The 17,574-nt window shown below is 67.6% G+C and carries 14 protein-coding genes; 3 read left to right on the top strand and 11 right to left on the bottom strand.

The genetic code is table 11. The features are described 5' to 3' along the window. Positions 1–48 precede the first annotated feature (48 nt). Positions 49–3,978 (top strand): ATP-dependent RNA helicase HrpA, encoded by a 3,930-nt coding sequence (hrpA, locus tag AC4LGL_RS15480; protein ID WP_491839532.1) that lies wholly within the window; start codon positions 49–51, stop codon positions 3,976–3,978. On the opposite strand, the gene AC4LGL_RS15485 is transcribed toward hrpA, so the two are convergent. Genes AC4LGL_RS15485 through AC4LGL_RS15500 form a run of 4 tightly spaced genes read right to left on the bottom strand, consistent with a single transcriptional unit; the run spans position 3,979 to position 8,223 of the window. Next, positions 3,979–4,884, bottom strand: coding sequence for a fumarylacetoacetate hydrolase family protein (locus AC4LGL_RS15485; RefSeq protein WP_491839533.1), 906 nt, complete (start codon positions 4,882–4,884; stop codon positions 3,979–3,981). Next, positions 4,881–5,720 carry an alpha/beta fold hydrolase gene (locus AC4LGL_RS15490; protein ID WP_491839534.1) on the bottom strand — a complete coding sequence of 280 codons (840 nt, stop codon included), beginning with the start codon at positions 5,718–5,720 and terminating at the stop codon, positions 4,881–4,883. The genes AC4LGL_RS15485 and AC4LGL_RS15490 overlap by 4 nt, the downstream gene beginning before the upstream one ends. Positions 5,721–5,768: 48 nt before the next feature. Beyond that, positions 5,769–7,028 carry an acyl-CoA dehydrogenase family protein gene (locus AC4LGL_RS15495; RefSeq protein ID WP_491839535.1) on the bottom strand — a complete coding sequence of 420 codons (1,260 nt, stop codon included), beginning with the start codon at positions 7,026–7,028 and terminating at the stop codon, positions 5,769–5,771. Then, entirely contained in the window at positions 7,021–8,223 is a 1,203-nt protein-coding gene (locus AC4LGL_RS15500) for an acyl-CoA dehydrogenase family protein (protein ID WP_491839536.1), read from the bottom strand. Before AC4LGL_RS15500 ends, AC4LGL_RS15495 begins: the two co-directional genes overlap by 8 nt. A 59-nt stretch (positions 8,224–8,282) precedes the next feature. On the opposite strand from AC4LGL_RS15500, the gene AC4LGL_RS15505 reads away from it, so the two are divergent. After that, positions 8,283–9,419, top strand: coding sequence for an FAD-dependent oxidoreductase (locus AC4LGL_RS15505; RefSeq protein WP_491839537.1), 1,137 nt, complete (start codon positions 8,283–8,285; stop codon positions 9,417–9,419). Here AC4LGL_RS15505 and AC4LGL_RS15510 read toward each other — a convergent pair. The 3 genes from AC4LGL_RS15510 to AC4LGL_RS15520 form a co-directional block, all read right to left on the bottom strand. Next, positions 9,395–9,805, bottom strand: a complete 411-nt coding sequence (locus AC4LGL_RS15510) for a cupin domain-containing protein (protein WP_491839538.1) — start codon at positions 9,803–9,805, stop codon at positions 9,395–9,397. The genes AC4LGL_RS15505 and AC4LGL_RS15510 overlap by 25 nt on opposite strands. A gap of 82 nt (positions 9,806–9,887) precedes the next feature. Next, the gene (locus AC4LGL_RS15515; RefSeq protein ID WP_491839698.1) at positions 9,888–11,126 is read right to left on the bottom strand and encodes an esterase family protein; all 1,239 of its coding nucleotides are present in this window, start codon (positions 11,124–11,126) and stop codon (positions 9,888–9,890) included. Between the two features lie 128 nt (positions 11,127–11,254). Next, positions 11,255–12,133, bottom strand: coding sequence for a helix-turn-helix transcriptional regulator (locus AC4LGL_RS15520; RefSeq protein ID WP_491839539.1), 879 nt, complete (start codon positions 12,131–12,133; stop codon positions 11,255–11,257). Between the two features lie 74 nt (positions 12,134–12,207). On the opposite strand from AC4LGL_RS15520, the gene AC4LGL_RS15525 reads away from it, so the two are divergent. Continuing rightward, on the top strand, positions 12,208–12,801 hold the full coding sequence (locus AC4LGL_RS15525; protein ID WP_491839540.1) for a class I SAM-dependent methyltransferase: 594 nt from the start codon (positions 12,208–12,210) through the stop codon (positions 12,799–12,801). Here the strand turns inward: AC4LGL_RS15525 and AC4LGL_RS15530 are convergent. The 4 genes from AC4LGL_RS15530 to AC4LGL_RS15545 all read right to left on the bottom strand — a co-directional run bounded on the left by AC4LGL_RS15530 (position 12,785) and on the right by AC4LGL_RS15545 (position 17,540). Next, complete coding sequence (locus tag AC4LGL_RS15530) at positions 12,785–14,587, bottom strand: CocE/NonD family hydrolase (RefSeq protein WP_491839699.1); 1,803 nt, start codon at positions 14,585–14,587, stop codon at positions 12,785–12,787. The two genes, AC4LGL_RS15525 and AC4LGL_RS15530, sit on opposite strands and share 17 nt — an antisense overlap. Before the next feature lie 179 nt (positions 14,588–14,766). After that, complete coding sequence (locus tag AC4LGL_RS15535) at positions 14,767–15,165, bottom strand: heme-binding protein (protein WP_491839541.1); 399 nt, start codon at positions 15,163–15,165, stop codon at positions 14,767–14,769. 303 nt (positions 15,166–15,468) lie between these two features. Beyond that, entirely contained in the window at positions 15,469–15,933 is a 465-nt protein-coding gene (locus AC4LGL_RS15540) for a DUF4383 domain-containing protein (protein WP_491839542.1), read from the bottom strand. Between the two features lie 59 nt (positions 15,934–15,992). Next, positions 15,993–17,540, bottom strand: a complete 1,548-nt coding sequence (locus AC4LGL_RS15545) for an acyl-CoA carboxylase subunit beta (RefSeq protein ID WP_491839543.1) — start codon at positions 17,538–17,540, stop codon at positions 15,993–15,995. Between the last annotated feature and the right edge of the window lie 34 nt (positions 17,541–17,574).

The following is a 17,574-nucleotide window of genomic DNA, read 5'->3' on the forward strand; positions in this document are numbered from 1 at the left end:
TCTGATGTGATCTGCATCACACAGGGTCAAACCCCTATCCTTGACCGAGTGTCCGAACCGTCAGTCGCCGAGCTCCGCTCCCGCCTCGACGGGCTGACCATTCGCGACGCGGACCGGCTGCGCCGCCGCTTGCGGAATCTGCGCGGGGGCGAGACCGCCAAGATCGCCGAACAGATCGCGACCGCTGAAGGCCTCGTACTCACCCGCCAGGCCGCGGTCCCGGCAATCACCTACCCGGACCTGCCGGTCAGCGCACACCGCGACGAGCTCGCCAAGGCCATCAGTGAGAACCAGGTGGTGGTGGTCGCCGGTGCGACGGGGTCCGGCAAGACCACGCAGCTGCCCAAGATCTGCCTGGAGCTGGGTCGCGGCATTCGCGGCACCATCGGCCACACCCAGCCCCGCCGGCTGGCCGCCCGCACCGTCGCCCAACGCATCGCCGACGAACTCGGCACCCCGCTCGGCGACGCCGTCGGGTACACCGTGCGATTCACCGACCAGGCCAGTGATTCCACCCTGATCAAACTGATGACCGACGGCATTCTGCTCGCCGAGATTCAAAGAGATCGCCGGCTGTTGCGCTACGACACCCTCATCCTCGACGAGGCCCACGAGCGCAGCCTCAACATCGACTTCCTGCTGGGCTACCTGCGCGAGCTGTTGCCCCGCCGACCGGATCTCAAGGTCATCGTCACCTCGGCCACCATCGAGCCGGAGCGGTTCGCGGCGCACTTCGGCGGTGCCGAAAATGGGCTCAGCGGCGGTGCCGAAAATGGGCTCAGGCATGGTGCCCCGATTGTCGAGGTCTCCGGGCGCACCTATCCGGTCGAGATCCGCTACCGCCCCTTGGAAGTCCCGGCACCGCCTTCGGAAGACGATGACCCCGACGATCCCGACCACGAGATCGTGCGTACCGAGGTGCGGGATCCGACCGAGGCCATCGTCGACGCGGTTCGCGAGCTCGAGTCCGAGCCCCCGGGAGACGTCCTGGTCTTCCTGTCGGGGGAACGCGAGATCCGGGACACCGCAGAAGCATTGAAGGACCTGAGGAACACCGAGGTGCTGCCGCTCTACGCGCGGCTGCCCACCGCCGATCAGCAGAAGGTGTTTCAACCCAGCCACAGCGGGCGGCGAATCGTGTTGGCCACCAACGTGGCCGAGACGTCACTCACCGTGCCGGGTATCCGTTACGTCGTCGACCCAGGCACCGCGCGGATCTCCCGGTACAGTCGCCGCACCAAGGTGCAGCGGCTGCCGATCGAGCCGATCTCGCAGGCGTCAGCCGCACAGCGGGCGGGTCGGTCCGGACGTACCGCTCCAGGTGTCTGCATCCGGCTGTACTCGGAGCAGGATTTCGAATCTCGGCCGCGCTACACCGATCCGGAGATCCTGCGAACCAACCTGGCCGCGGTCATCTTGCAGATGGCCGCCCTGCAACTCGGCGACATCGCGGAGTTTCCGTTTCTGGATCCGCCGGACGCCCGCAGCATCCGTGACGGGGTCCAACTGCTGCAGGAGCTCGGTGCGTTCGATGCCGCGGGTGCCCTGACCGATGTCGGGCGACGGCTGGCCCGGCTGCCGCTCGACCCGCGCGTCGGCCGGATGATTCTGCAGGCCGACACCGAGGGCTGTGTTCGTGAGGTGCTGGTGCTGGCCGCGGCACTGTCGATCCCCGACCCGCGCGAGCGTCCCACGGACAAGGAAGAGGCGGCGCGGCAGAAGCATGCTCGGTTCGCCGACGAGCACTCGGATTTCATCTCGTACCTCAACCTGTGGAACTACCTGCGAGAGCAACGGAACCAGCGCTCCGGCAATGCCTTCCGGCGGATGTGCCGCGAGGAGTTCCTGCACTACCTGCGGATCCGGGAGTGGCAGGACCTGACCGGGCAGCTGCGCAGCATCGCCCGCGACATCGGGATCCGGGAGGGTGACGAGCCGGCCGAGCCGGCCAGCATCCACGCCGCGCTGACCGCGGGCCTGCTGTCCCACGTCGGCTTGCGCGAGGGTGAGTCCCGCGATTATCAAGGCGCCCGCAACTCCAAGTTCGTGCTGGCGCCCGGCTCGGTGCTGACGAAGAAGCCGCCCCGCTGGATCGTGGTAGCCGACCTGGTGGAGACCAGCCGGCTGTTCGGCCGCATCGCTGCGAAGGTCGAGCCCGAGGCGATAGAGCGCGTCGCCGGACATCTGGTGCAGCGCAACTACAGCGAGCCGCACTGGGAGGCCAAACGCGGTGCGGTCGTGGCGTTCGAGCGGGTCACGCTCTATGGGCTGCCGCTGGTTCCGCGCCGGAAGATCGGCTATACCCAGATCGATCCGGAGCTGTGCCGCGAGTTGTTCATCCGCCACGCCTTGGTCGAGGGGGATTGGCAGACCCGTCACCATTTCTTCCGCGACAACGCGCGGCTGCGGGCCGAACTCGAAGAGATCGAGGAGCGGGCCCGTCGGCGTGACCTGCTGGTCAGCGACGACGACATCTACGCGCTCTACGACGCCCGTATCCCGGCCGATATCGTCTCCGCCCGCCATTTCGACGCATGGTGGAAGAAGCAGCGGCACAAGACACCTGACCTGCTCACCTTCACCCGTGACGATCTGCTGCGTTCCGAGGACGGCGCGGACAACCCCGATACCTGGCAGGCCGGCGATCTCGAACTGCCGCTGACCTACCGGTTCGAGCCCGGGGCGGCCGATGACGGCGTCACCGTGCATGTGCCGGTGGGGGTGTTGGCCCGCCTCGGTGGTGACGGCTTCGCCTGGCAGGTACCGGCCCTGCGGGAGGAACTGGTCACCGCGCTGATCAAATCGCTGCCCAAGGACCTGCGCCGCAACTTCGTCCCGGCGCCGGACACCGCGCGGGCCATCCTGGGTGACATCGATCCGTCGGCCGGGTCCCTGCTGGACGAGGTGCAGCGTGAACTACGCAGGCGCAGCGGCATTCTGGTGCCGATCGATGCATTCGACCTGAGCAAGATCCCGGACCACCTACGGATGACCTTCGCCGTGGAATCGGCCGACGGCAAAGAGGTGGCCCGCGGCAAGAACATCGACGCGCTGCGTGAGCAGCTCGCGGTGCCCGTCGCACAGGCCGTGGCCGACGCACTGGGTGGCGACCTGGAACGCACCGGGCTGCGGGCGTGGCCCGACGATCTCGACGAGCTGCCGCGCACAGTGGAGAACATCAGCGGCGGACACGCAGTCCGCGGATATCCGGCCTTCGTCGACACCGGAAAAGCCGTCGATATCAAGGTGTTCGCCAACCCGGCCGACCAGGCTGCGGCCATGCGGCCGGGCCTGCGGCGTCTACTGCGGCTGACCACACCCTCACCGGTGAAGGCGATCGAACGCGGCCTGAGCACCCGCACCCGGCTGGCGCTCAACGCCAATCCCGACGGTTCGCTGGCCGCGTTGCTCGACGATTGCGCCGATGCGGCTGCTGACGTACTGGTGCCCAAGCCGGTGTGGACGAAGGCGGAGTTCGCCGAGGTTCTGGCCCGGGCCGGCAAGGAGCTCGGCCCCACGACCCAAGCTGGGGTGAACCGGGTGGAGAAGGTGCTGGCCGCGGCGCACGAGGTGCAGGTCGGGCTGCCCGACAAGCCGTCAGCTGCCCAGGCCGATGCGGTAGCCGATATCCGGTCTCAACTGGAACGGCTGTTGCCCAAGGGTTTTGTGACCGAGACCGGGATAGCGCGGCTGAACGACCTGACCCGATATGTCACCGCGATCACCCGCCGGCTGGAACGCCTCCCCCAGGCGCTCGGCGCCGATCGGGACCGGATGTCGCGTGTGCACGCTGTCGAGGATGCCTATGACGAACTGGTTCAGGCGCTTTCGCCGGGACGGGCCGCAGCGGCCGACATCCGTGACATCGCGTGGCAGATCGAGGAGTTGCGGGTGAGCCTGTGGGCCCAGCAGCTGGGTACGCCGCGTCCGGTCAGCGAGCAGCGCATCTACAAGGCCATCGACGCCGCAGCCCGGTAGTCAGGTGATCCGGTGTTCGATGCGGCCGATGTCGTCGAGGATCAGGGTGAGGGTGTCTCCGCGACGCAGCCAGTGCCCGGTCTCCATGCCGCTTCCGCCCGGCAGCGTCCCGGTGCCGAAAAGCTCCCCGGGATACAGCGGTTCGCTGCGTGATGCGTGAGCCAGGACCTGGCCCAAGCTGTACTGCATCCCGGCGCTGCTGACCGTGCTGACGACTTTTCCGTTGAGGGCAACCGAACCGGTCAGGGTGTCGATGCGCAGCAGGATGTCGTCGGCGGTGACCGCGGCGTCCGACATGGAGCTGGCGAAATGCTTGGACTTCTGCGGCCCGAAACCGCTGAGCATTTCGGGTCGCTGCACATCGCGCGCGCTGAAATCGTTGAGTACGACGAATGCTCCGATCGCTTCGGCAGCCTCATCGGGGGTGGCGTTGAACAGCGGTGCGGCCAGGACGAATCCGATCTCCAACTCGAAGTCGAGCGCTTGCGAGTAGTCCGGGACCGCCACCGGGGTGCCGGTCGGGACGAAAGTCTGCGCGTTGGACATGTAGTAGATCGGCTGCTCATAGAACAGCGGCTTCGGCTTGAACTGCGGTACCGGGCGACCGGTGACGCGTTCGAACAGCGACGTCACCCGGTAGAGGCCGGGGTGAAAGCGCCGGATCAGCCCGCGGGCCGCGTCGATGTTGTGCTGTTCGTACAACATGAAGTCGCGAAATGACACCGGCTGGAACGGCATGAGATGGTCGCTGTGGTGCAGCTGGCGGTCGGCCGCTGCTGTCAGCCAGGCCTCGTCGAACACCCGGCCGCCAAGGGGCGTGAGGTCCGAGTACTCAGACCAATTACCTTCGGAATCAAGGGATTGCACACTCAGGCCGGTGGCGGTGCGGATGCGGCGTAGTTTCACCGGGTCCTCCCGAGCTGCCTGCGCAGGAACTCGGTGACGTGTCCGGCCACCGTGTCGGGCTGCTCGAGCCACGGCCAGTGACCTGTCCCCGGCACCGGCTGCACCTCGCAGTTCCGGAAGATCCGGCGGTATTCGTCCGTCTGTGCGTACGGCACGTAGTGGTCATCGGCGCCCCACACCACGAGGACATCGCCGGTGAACTCGGTGAGCCGATCGACATACGGGGCAAGGGCATTCGGGCCGGTGGATCGGTACAGCTTCAACACCGCATCGGGTGTGCCACGGGCGAACATGTGCTCGGCGATCGACTCCAGCGCGTCGGCGGGCAGCCCCGGATCGCGCATGGCGAGCACGCGACGTAGCACCGCCGGGTTCCCGATCCGCGACAACGCCTCGGCCAGTACGGGTGTCCGCCACAGCTTGGCGGCGAAGTGGTTGATCACCACGGGGGTGTTGATCAGCGTGATGCTGGCTACCGAGTCGAGATGGTCGACCGCCCAGGCGAGTGCCCAGGGGCCGCCGAAATCATGGGCGACGAGGTGGGCGCGCTCGACGCCGAGTTGGTCGAGGAGCGCGCCCAGATGTGCGGCGTATGCCGGCACGGTGTACGGCCACTGGGCCGGCTTGTCAGCCGCACCGAATCCCGGCATCTCCGGGGCGATCACCCGAGCGATACCGGCGACCGGCATCAGCAAACGGTCCCATCTGGCCCCGGCGTTGTTGCCGTGCACGAACACCACTGCCTCGCCGGCGTCCGGTTGCGCCGCGCCGGCGACGAGCACCGGCGACCGCACCCCGTCGACCGCCAGCGTGCGGTGCTCGACGGGGCTGTCCATCAGCGGGATCTTACGGTCGCAGAAGGCCCGCCGCGTCTTTTCAACCGATCACTGTGTGCCCGTCGCCACCCACGGGACGCGATCGGCCGGGGCATCGTCGAGCACGAGGTCGGCCACGCGTGACCGATGGGCTTCCGCACTGCCCAACAGGGCGGCATCGGTGGTGGCCCGCTTGAAGTACAGGTGCGCCTGGTGCTCCCAGGTGAACCCGATGCCGCCGTGTACCTGGATGGTGTCCGCCGCGATCTTGGCGAACGCCGCCGACGCGGTGGCCTGCGCAATGCTGGCTGCCAGCGCCGGGTCGTCGGTGCCGTCGGTCAGTGCCCACGCCGCGTGATAGGTCGCCGAGCGGGCATGCTCGAGGTCGACCAGGTCATCCGCCAACCGGTGCTTGACGGCCTGGAACGACCCGATCTGCCTGCCGAACTGAAGCCGCGATTTCGCGTACTCGACGGACAGATCGAGCAGATGCTGTGCGGCTCCGATCTGTTCGGCGGCCAGGAGCGTCGCCGCCACCTGGAACGTGTGGGTGATGATGCGGTCGGCCTCGTCGGGTCCGGCCACCAGTTGGGCGGGAGCCGCGGTCAAGACAATGGTGGCCTGCGGTCGGGTGAGGTCGAGCGTGGTCAGCGGGGTGCGTTGCACTCCTGCGTCCGACGCGTCGACCACGTACAGGCCGACGCCGCCGGATCCGGCGGCCGCCACCAACAAGGTGTCCGCGGCGTCGCCGTCAACCACGCGCTCGACCGTGCCGGTCAATGTCCCGTCCTCGGCGACAGTCACATTCACCGCCGTGGGATCGAACGCACCGGCCCGATCCGGCACCGCGAACGCCGCGGTGCGCGTGCCTTCGGTGAGTGCGCCGAGCAGTTCGTCGCGCACCGGGCCGGCCGGGGCTGCGACGAGAGCGGGGACGGCCAGTAGCACCGTGCCGAACACCGGTCCGCAGGCCAGCGCCGCCCCGAGTTCCTCGACCGCGATGGCCTGGTCGACGAGGGTGCCGCCGGCTCCGCCGTCGGCCTCGGGAACCGCCAGGCCGAGGACGCCGAGTTCGGCGCCCAACCGGGCCCACACCTTCGGATCGAACCGTGGCTCGGACTCCATGAGCGTCCGCACCGTCGGCTCGGAGAAGTTCTCGGCACAGAACTTTCGGACCGCCGTGCGCAGTTGGGCCTGCTCGTCGGTGAACGCGAACTCAGATTCAGCCACATCTTTGGGCTGATCCGCAAGCTTCTCAACTTGCTCGTCGGGTTGATCCGCAAGCTTCTCAACCACATCTTTGGGCTGATCCGTAAACTCCTCAGCCACGCGGGATCTCCTTCCACGGCATACCGGCATCGGCGCGCAGATCACCGGGCAGCCCTAGGATCCGTTCGCCGAGAATGTTGCGCATCACCTCTGAGGTGCCGCCTTCGATCGTGTTGGCCTTGCTGCGTAGAAAGCGCTGCTGGATGGGCCCGCGCCAGTCCTTGCCGTCCTGCTCGTCGTCCCGGTCACCCGTCCCGTAGCCGTGATACATGATCCCCTCGGGCCCAAGCAGATCCATGCACCACTGGTAGATGTGCTGGTTGAGCTCGGCGCCGACGAGCTTGCCGATCGAGCCTTCAGGCCCCGGTCCTCCGACGGTGGCGGCCGCCCGGGACCGCTCGGCGGTCAGCCGTTGGGCCTCCGAACGCAGCCAGAGCTGGCTCAGCCGGTCCCGGAGCACCGGAGTCCGCAGGTCCGGGCGTGATGCCCACAGCGCCACGGCATCCGAGATGGTCCCGGCTCCGCGCCGATTGCCGCTGCCACCGAGCGCGCTGCGCTCGTTCATCAGGGTGGTCATCGCGACGTTCCAGCCGTTGCCCACTGCGCCGAGCCGGTGCGCATCGGGGATGCGGGCGTCGGTGATGTACACCTCGTTGAACTCGGCCTGGCCGGTCATCTGTCGCAGCGGCCTGGTCTCGACGCCTGGACCGTGCATGTCCAGCACGAAGTACGTCAGGCCCTTGTGTTTGGGCACATCGGGATTCGTACGGGCCAGCAGCAGACCCCAGCGGGCACGGTGCGCCAGACTGGTCCACACCTTCTGCCCGTTCAGCACCCATTCGTCGCCGTCGGGCACCGCCGACGTGGCCAGCCCGGCCAGATCCGATCCTGCGCCAGGCTCGGAGAACAACTGGCACCAGATGTGTTCAGTGCTGGCCAGCGGCCGCAGCCAGGATTTCTTGAGCTTGTCGGACTGGGCATGCTCGCGCACCGTGGGTGCGGCCATGCCGTAGCCCATCGGGTTCAGGCTCAGCGGGATGGGCCCGCCGGCGCCCTGCAGGATGCGGTCGGCCACGGCCTGCAGACCACGTGACACCCCGAGACCGCCGAGGCCCTCGGGGAAGTGCACCCAGGACAGGCCCGCGTCGTAACAGGCGGCCAGGTACTCCGGGATCGGGACTTTCTTGGGGTCGTGGTCGGCCACGACCCGGCGGGCGAGGTCGGCGACCCGGTCCGCATCAGCGACGCTGCTCATCCAGCCACGATAGGGAAAGGGGTCTGCCGTCCTGCAGGCGGGCGGTAGCGTCCACGGGCGTGGACCGAAAGCGCGTGGTGATTGCGGGGCTCGGCGATACCGGAGTGCTCACCGCGATCCGCTTGGCGCGTCGCTTCGACGTCGTCGGCATCTCGGTCAACCCCGGTCTGGTCAGCGGTCAGGAACTGGGCACCCGGTTGGCCCGGCCCGAAGACTGGGCACGCAACTACTGGATCGGCTTCGACCGGTTCCGCGAACTCGACCGGGTCCGCACCGTGCACGGCACGTTGGCCGGTGTCGACCTTTCGGCACGCACGGTCAGCGTGCGAGACGCCGACGGGAACGAGCAGGTGGAACCCTATGACGCGCTGGTCATCTCGACCGGTGTGACGAACGGCTTCTGGCGGCAGGCGGTGCTGCAGTCGGTCGGCGATGTCGATGCTGGGCTGAGGACTGCGCACGAACGGTTGGGTTCGGCACGTTCGGTTGCCGTCATCGGTGGTGGCGCAGCGGCGGCCAGCAGTGCGGCCAATATCGCCGTTCGGTGGCCGGGTACCCGGGTGGGGCTGTACTACCCGGGCGAACATCCTCTGCCGCAGCACCATTGGCGGGCCCGGAAGCGGGTCGAAGACAGGCTGGCCGCAGCGGGCGTGACCCTGAACCCCGGGCATCGAGCCGTGGTGCCGGAGGGCTTCGACTGCGCGGCCATCACCTCCGAACCGGTCCACTGGAGCACGGGCCAACCGTCGGTACAGGCCGATGCGGTGCTGTGGGCCATCGGCCGGGTCCGGCCAAACACGGACTGGCTGCCGGCGGACGTCCTCGACGAGCGCGGGTTCGTGCGGGTGACACCGGAACTGCGGGTGCCGGGACACGATGGCGTATTCGCTGTCGGCGATGTCGCGGCCACCGACCCGCTGCGTTCCTCGGCCCGAAACCGGGCCGACGGCCTGCTAGCCCGAAACGTGACCGCCTACTTCACCGGCGGCACGATGCGCACCTACCGTCCGCCGTCCAGCCGGTGGGGCTCGGTGCTCGGAGTGCAGCCCGACGGCCTGGAGGTGTTCGCTCCCAACGGATTTGCCTTCCGGTTCCCGTCCTGGTCGATCGAACGGGTGCTCCAGCCATGGATCGTCCGCCGCGGCATCTACCGTGGCGTGCGGCCGGAGGATCAATACATCGTCACCAACGGCTGATCGACGGGCGCCACATAGGTGGACAGCATCAAGGTCCGCACCGTGCCGACGTTGCGGGCGTTGTGCACGACGCCGGCCGGGATGAGAAACGGGTCGCCCGAATGCAGGTGCTGGGTCGGCCGATCGTCGAAGACCATGTCGACGTCGCCCTGGACGATGTAACCCACCTCAGGTCCGGGGTGGCTGTGGCGGCCCGACTCCTTGCCCACCGGGATTTCGAAGCGGGTCTGGATGATCTCGAAACCCGGTGTGGGAGCCGCAGAACGCTGAAGTTCGGTGCGGGAGACCCCGGCAGTCGGATCGTCGGCGAGCACGGTCGGAGCGGTGAGGGTGGCGGCCGCGGCGATCGACGCGAAGGCGGCCAGGGCGAGGCGGGTGCGTGTCATGTCTCCATGACAGTCGTATCAGACCATCAAGTCCAACGATGGTTTTAGATGGAAGTCATCTGTATCGGTGATGTGTCGTGGCTCAGGCCCGGGGCAGCGCGACGGGAATGGTCTGCAGGCCGGGGCTCACCGGGGCCGCCGGTGCGGGAGCAACTCCGGGCACCCCGGCGACCCGAGGCACGGCGGCTACACCGGGCACCTGGCCGGGTATGGCGGGTGCAGCGGGTGCTGCAGCGACGCCGGGCACCTGAGCGACCTGGCCGGGCACTTGAGCGATCTGGCCGGGCACTTGAGCGACCTGGCCGGGCAGGGTAGGAGCTACCTGGCCGGGCACAGCCGGTGGGGCCTGACCCGGCACGGCCGGAGCCGGAGCAGCCGGAGCGGGCGGAGCAGCGGCCGCCGCAGCGTTCTGACTGAGCACCCTCAGCATGTCGGGCTTCATCTGCTGCAGTTGGGCTCCCCAGTAGTTCCACCCGTGGGTCCCGTTGGGAGGGAACTCGAACTTCGCATTGCGCCCGCCCGCAGCCACGTACTTCTGCTGGAACTCCTTGTTGGAGTTGATCGTGATGTTCTCCAGGAACTGCGCGCTGTACAGGGTGCCGAAGTTGCCGCCGGGGTCGTCGAGTTCGGAAGGAACGCCGTTACCGCAGTACACCCAGATCGCGGTGTTGTTGGCCACGAGCCGGTTGATGTTGACCGTCGGGTCGTTGCGACGCCAGGCCGGATCACTGGAGATGCCCCACATGTCGGTGGGGTTGTAGCCACCGGCGTCCTTCATCGCGAACCCGATCATCGTGGGCCACAGGCCTTGCGACGGATTCAGGAAGCCGGACAGGGCGCCGGCGAAGATGAACTGGGCTGGATGCCAGATCGCCAGGTTCAGTGCCGCGCCACCGGACATCGACAGCCCGACGACGGCATTGCCGGTCGGCGCGACCTCGCGTTTGGCAGCCAGGTAGGCCGGAAGTTCCTGGGTGAGGAAGGTTTCCCACTTGTAGGTGGTGGTGCCCGCACTGCCCGCCGCGGGGCGGTACCAGTCGCTGTAGAAGCTGGACTGCCCTCCGACGGGCATGACGACCGAGATGCCCGACTTGTAGAACCACTCGAACGCGGCGGTGTTGATGTCCCAACCGTTGTTGTCATCCTGGGCGCGCAGGCCATCGAGCAGGTACAGCGCCTGTGGCCCGCCGCCCTGGAACTGAACGGTGATATCGCGGCCCATCGCGGCCGACGGCACCTGCAGGCGTTCCACGGGCAGGCCATCGCGCGAATACGCCGCGGCGGTCGGCGTCGGCGCAGCCATCACCAGTGCCGGCAACATCAACCCTGAAATCGCCGCAGCCGCCACGCGGCGCGACACCCGACCGAAGTTTTTCAGTCTCACACCGGCACGCTAACAATGCCTGAGCTGCGACTACCGGGGCCGCGCCCGGCGTAACCCCTCTGTTATCAAGGTGATTCGGTTCTGATGCCGCCAGAGCCCGGCCGCCGCCACTCACGTGGTGACACGCCGTGTGTCCGGCGGAACTGGCGGCTGAAGTATCCAGGGTCGGCTACACCCACCCGCATGGCGACCTCGGCGACAGGCAGCTCCGTCTCGCCCAACAGCTCGCGTGCCCGGCTCATCCTGCGCTCGTTGATCCACTCACCGACCGTGCGACCGGTCCGTCGCCGCACCAGCGTGGTGAGGTGACCCGCTGTCATCCCGACCTCGTCGGCGACGTCGCTGAGCGACAGGGGCTCGGACAACCGGCGGTCGATCACCGAGAAGACCTCGGCCAGCAACGGCTCTCCGCTGCGCCGCAGGTCGCTCACGACGTCGTCGGCGAGCCGGGCCAGATCGATGAGCAGCAGGGTCAGATGGGCCAACGCCGCTTGACGGTAGCCTGTACGCCGGGCGGCCAGCTCCTCCTCGATGAACCGGATGGTGTTGTCCCACAGTGGCTGTCGATCCGCCCGAACCTGCAACTGCAGCAGCCCGCCGGACCGGCCGTGGAGGAACGGGAACAGCAGGGGATGAGCCTGCCAGCTGGGCCAGGGCGATGCGGCGTCGTGCCCCAGCGCAGTGGGATCGAAGAACACGCCGATGCCGTCGGCCTCGGCGGTCAGCGGCCGTGGGTCGATCACCTCACCTGCCGCGACCACGTAGATGACCCCGTCGGTCGGTACGTACCAGAGCACCGGGAAGTCGTGGATGTGCGGCCGGTGTTCGGGGAGTTCGGCACGCCGGCCTCGGGTCACCGACACCGGCGGTGCATCGCGGTCGGTCCAATATCGGTAGACCGGGACACCATCGCGGTGGCGAACCAATCGGGACGCGTCGGACACAATGCCAAAGATAATCCTGATATCGCCAATCTTCACTCAACTATTCCTGCCCAGAAAGCTGGACTATGGAAAGCATGACCGAACATCGTCCATATTTGTTGAAGAACCGGCATGACTACGTGCCTGCAGCCGGCCGTGACGCGTTCCTGCCCGGTTACGACCTGCTGACCCGGGTCCTGGGGATGGGCCCCGCCTATCGGGAACTGGTCACCCAGGCCGGACCGGCAGCCGGCCGGCGGGTCGTCGAAATAGGCTGCGGTACCGGAAATCTGACTGTCCGCGTCAAGAAAGCCTGTCCCACCGCCGATATCGTCGCCACCGACCCCGACCCACGGGCACTGCAGCGGGCGCAGCGAAAGGCGAATGGGATGACCGGTATCCGCTTCGAGCGTGCCTACGCCCAGGAACTGCCCTTCGCTGACGCCCGGTTTGACCTGGCCCTGTCCTCGATGATGCTGCACCACCTGGACGAGGCGACCAAGGCGGCCGCTGCCGCCGAAGTGTTTCGGGTCCTGCGGCCCGGCGGCGTATTACACGTCGTCGACGTGCGCGGCGACGCTCTGCCGCACCTGTTCGAGACGGCCGGATTCGATTGCGCGGTAGTGGGCTACGGGCACATCCGCCTGGCCGGCAAGCTTACGTACCTCCGCGCTACTCGTCCGGCGTGAACGCGGCGGGCTCGGCCAACGGGATGAGCAGACTCGACGGTGCGTCGCCGCCCTGACGGATTCGGTACGTTCCGGCGACCAGTGCCTCCCGCGCGGGCTGCGTGGGGACGAGGTGCGGGAAGTCGTAGGTGGTCAGGGTCAGCCGCAACCGGTGGCCCGGTTCGATCGACGCGGCGGTGGGGAAGATCTCCAGGTCATACCGAGTGAGCTCGCCACGTACGACCGGTTCGCTGGCGGCGCGGGTGCTGATGTGATGCGCCCGGAGCACCGTCCCGTCAGACAGGTACCAGGTCTTGTCCGGATCCAGGGCCCGATGCGAGCCGAGCAGTGCACCCTGGGTCAGCGGCCGACTGGCCCCGTCCGGGGCGACGTCGTCGAGATGGGCCACCCACAGGGTCTCGGTCGTGTCAGCCGTCGCCTGCACGGTCAGAGTGACCGGACCTGCGATCAGCCGGGTTTCGCTGAACTCTTCTGTGGTGTAGGTCAGGGCCTCACGCTGCAGGCGACGGTTGTCCAGGTCGTAGCGGATGCGCCGTCCGGTCTGGGCGGCCATGAAACTGCCCATACCCAGCGTCCACTGTTCGAGGCTGCGGCCGGATATGGGCCCACGGACCGCATAGCGCAGGACGGCGTCGGTCTGCTCGGCAGTCGGCTCGGTGACGAGGTGCCCGCCCTCGGCCAGGTACAGCCGGGTCGGCGTGGCTTCAGGGAACGGATAATCCTCTGCCTGAAACCATTTCGAGCTGCCGATGGCCTGGAACCGGATGGGAGGGCCGGTCACCTCGGCGTCGGCGTCGTCCTTGAGCCAGCGGTCGAACCAGCGGAGTTGCAACGCATGGACGTGCAACCCGTCCATGTCCGAGACGTGGTACCAGGGCCCCATCATCAATTGCACCCGGCCCGAGAGCGGCTGGCCGGGCTCCATGGGAGCGTTGGGTGGCCGGCCGGTGTAGGCGTTCTGCAGTGCGGTGTAGTTCAGCGGAGCGCCGCGCTGGAAAGCGTCGTGCCAGCCGCCGATCAGGAACACGGCGACCTTGTTCTTCGCAATGTCGGGTAGTACGTCCGACGCCCGCATGGTGTCCCAGAACGGCCCGTCGAACGCGGTGTCCCCACCGGCGGTGGCGTCGCCGATCATGGTCTTGAAGTATTGCCGCTGGTCACGTCCGCGTTGGCGCACCGCGGCCAGGCCGCCGGCGCGCGGCCGTTCGTGAGTGCCGCGTTTGGCGAACTCCAGCACCGGGTTGACGACGTTCAGCAGTGAATAGACAGCCCCGTAGGCGCGCACCGTGCGCATGTGCGGCACGCCGCCCATGGTGACGACATCGCGGTAGAAGTCATTGCCCGCCATCACCGGGAAGATCGCCTTCAACGGTGAGTCGGGACCGACCGCGGCGGCGGTGAGGAGCTGGTTGATGGCCAGGTACGAGATGCCGAACATTCCGACCCTGCCATTGGAATTCGGCAGCGTCGCAGCCCAATTCACCAGGTCGACGCCGTCCTGGACCTGCACGGCACCCAGCATCTCGAACGATCCGCCCGAGGCTCCGGTGCCCCGCACGTCGGCCATCACCTCGATGTAGCCGCGCCGGATCAGATACGGGGTGGCCCCGCCGCCGATCTGGGCGGCCGGCGGCGGGGCCTTCTTGCCGTAGGGGGTGATGGACAACAGCACCGGGAACGGTCCCGGTGCCGGCGCCCCGGTCTCGGGAATCGTCGGATAGTGGATGTCGGCCCGCAGCACGGTGCCGTCGGAAGCGCGGATCGCGACGTTGTGGTGGACGCCGATCCCAAAGCGAGCCGGCGGTGGTGTCCAGGCCGGTTCCAGCGGAGACGGGTTGCGCTTACGGATGTGGGTCGTCGTTTGCCCGGCCACCTTCCTGCCGCGGTTGCCTCGGACCACCTGCCACGGGTTCGCCATCCGTCCTCCTTGACGTGTGTGGGCTTACCTCCACGCTATCCAGTGGACTACCCGGCCATGAACTCCGAGTAGGCCGAGGCCAGTTCGGGGGAGAGCGCCGTGACGTTGCACGCACGCTGCGTGTCCCCGATGGGGGCCAAGATGCCGCGCAGGTCGTTGTACTCCTGCGGGTTGGCGGTGAAGTAGCCGCGCAGCGTGGCCGCGGCCTGCGGACGCGGCTGGGTGAACGCGGCGCTCACCGCCTGGTTGGCACCGGGGTGACTGTCCAGGTAAGCGCGAGCGGCGCCCGTGGTGCTGCTGACGGTGCCCGCCACTCCGCTGGCGCTGCAGTCGGGTGCGGCGGCTGCGCTCGGTGCGCCGATCATTGCGGCGGCGACGCCGCCGAGCAGGCCCGCGGCACAAGCGCCGGCAATTCCGCGGCGCGCGGTGATACCAGTGAATTTCATGATCATTTTCCTTCGGGATTCTGGGATTCTCATTGGGTCGCGATCCGTGATCGCTTTCCCCGGCCCGAATTCGAAAGTAACCGCATCGGCGTCGAGCAAAACCTCTGCGCTGTGAAACAGCTGTGACAGGTGTGGATGTGTTACGGCAGGCGACCGTGAATTACGCCTCAATATCACCCAATTGGGTCCGATGATCTTGAAATGTCTCAGAGACCGGACGCCATTCTTAATTGATCGTGATGTGCGGCTACGGGTGTAGTAACCGAATCGTTATCCGGGAGGCCTCCAGCAAACCGCTGAGGTTTACCGCTTGAGCGTTAGCCCGGCAAGCGAGTTTCGCAGTCCTCCATCGCGGTAGATCTGCACACTGGCCACGGCCAGCATCACCGCAGCGGTTGCCAGGTGCACGATCGCATCCGTGGTGTTGTTGGGGAAGGCGAATATCACGGCCACCTGATTGGAGAAGAACGCCCAGATTCCGGGCAGCGCCCCGGCCACCGCGGCCAGAAGGAGATAGAGCACGGCCCACGATTTTCGCCAACACAGCACCAGGCCCGGGCCGAACAACGCCAGGCCGGCCACCGCATGCCAACCGTTGTAATCCATGCCCAGAATGGGTGTCGTCGGCGCATCCGGTCCGATGGCGAAACTCGGCTCGGCAATGAACCCGATGATTGCCTGGACGACGTGAAACAGCGAGATGATCAGCAGTCCCCATTGTGCGAAACTCCACTGCCGACCCCGCACGCGAGGAGGACTATTGGACACAGTCCGGACGTTACGTCTACTACAGCGTGTAGTCAACGGTTCGGGCTTGTGGTTGACGGTCACCAGGTGTCGACGAACCGCGCACGGGGTGAGGGGCGTTCGTGCTGCGCGGCCGCGGCGAGCGTGGCCGCGATCAGTCCCCGGGTTTCGGCCGGGTCGACGACGTCGTCGATCTCGAACAACGATGCGGAGTTGAGCGCCCGCGCATTCTCTTCGGCGGCCGCGGTGGCGGCCCGCACGGCCTGCTCGCGTTCGTCGTCGTCGGCGATGGCCTCCAGTTCCTTGCGTAGACCCAGGCGGACGGCGCCCTCCAATCCCATCGGACCCAGGTGGGCACCCGGCCACGCGACGGTGAGCAGCGGCTCGTGGAGGCTTCCTCCGCACATCGCCTGTGCCCCAAGGCCGTAACCGCGCCGCAGGATCACTGCGACCAACGGCACCGTGAGCGCTGCCCCGGCCACCAGCATCCGGGAACCGCGCCGCACCAAGGCTTCGGCTTCGGCTGCCGGGCCGACCATGTAGCCCGGACAGTCGACCAGCGACACCACCGGCAGGCCGAATGCGTTGCACAGCTGCAGGAACCGGGCGGCCTTGTCGGAGGCCGCGGCGGTGATGGCACCGGCCATCACCATGGTGTTGTTGGCGATTACGCCCACGGGCCTGCCGTCGATATGGGCCAGCGCCGTCACCATCTCCGGGGCGAACTTCTCGCGCAGAAAGGTCACCGATCCGGTGTCGGCCAGTGTCTCGATGATCGGCGCCACCGGGTAGGCGCGCCGCGCCCGCTCGGGAATCATTGTGCGCAGCGGGGTTTGATCGGTAACGGGGCCACGCGCGACCGGTCCGGTGAAGTAGCCCATCAGCTTCCGGGTGGCGGCGACGGCTTGAGCCTCGTCCGCGACCACGACATCGACGACGCCGTTGGGCGCCTGCACCGAGATCGGGCCGACGTCGTCGGGGGCGACCTCACCCAGCCCGCCGCCGGCGATCATCGCCGGTCCGCCCATTCCGATCGAGCTGTCCTCGGTGGCGACGATAAGGTCGGCGGCCCCCGCGATCACCGCGTTGCCCGCGAAGCACCGGCCCTTGACCACGGCGACGCGGGGCACCAGGCCGGACAGTCCGGCCCACAACGCGAACGCCCGGATCTCCAGCGACGAGACCGTCGGGATGTCGGTGTCACCGGGACGGCCGCCGCCGCCCTCGGCGAAGAACACCGTCGGCAACTTCAGCCGCTCGATGATCTCGAACAGTCGGTCCTTCTTGCGATGGCCGATGGCGCCCTGGGTTCCGGCCAGCACGGTGTAGTCGTACGAGAGCACCGCACATGCGGCGCCGTCGATTCGCGCGGTTCCGGCCAGCAGACCATCGCCGGGGGTGCGTTCGATGAGGTCGTCGGCGCTGCGACGTTGTTTCTGCGCTGCGATCGCGAACCGCCCGTACTCGACGAACGAACCGTCATCGATCAGGTCGGCGATGTTCTCCCGCGCCGTGCGGCCACCGGCGGCGTGACGGCGACCGACCGCGTCGGGCCGGCCGGCGTCCTCCGTCAGCGCCCTCCGGCGCAGCAGTTCGGCGAGATCGTCGCGGACAGCGTCGTCGGGCATCGGCAGGCTCCTGGAATAGCAGGCGTGCGGTCGG

The sequence above is a fragment of the Mycolicibacterium arcueilense genome (assembly GCF_058536225.1).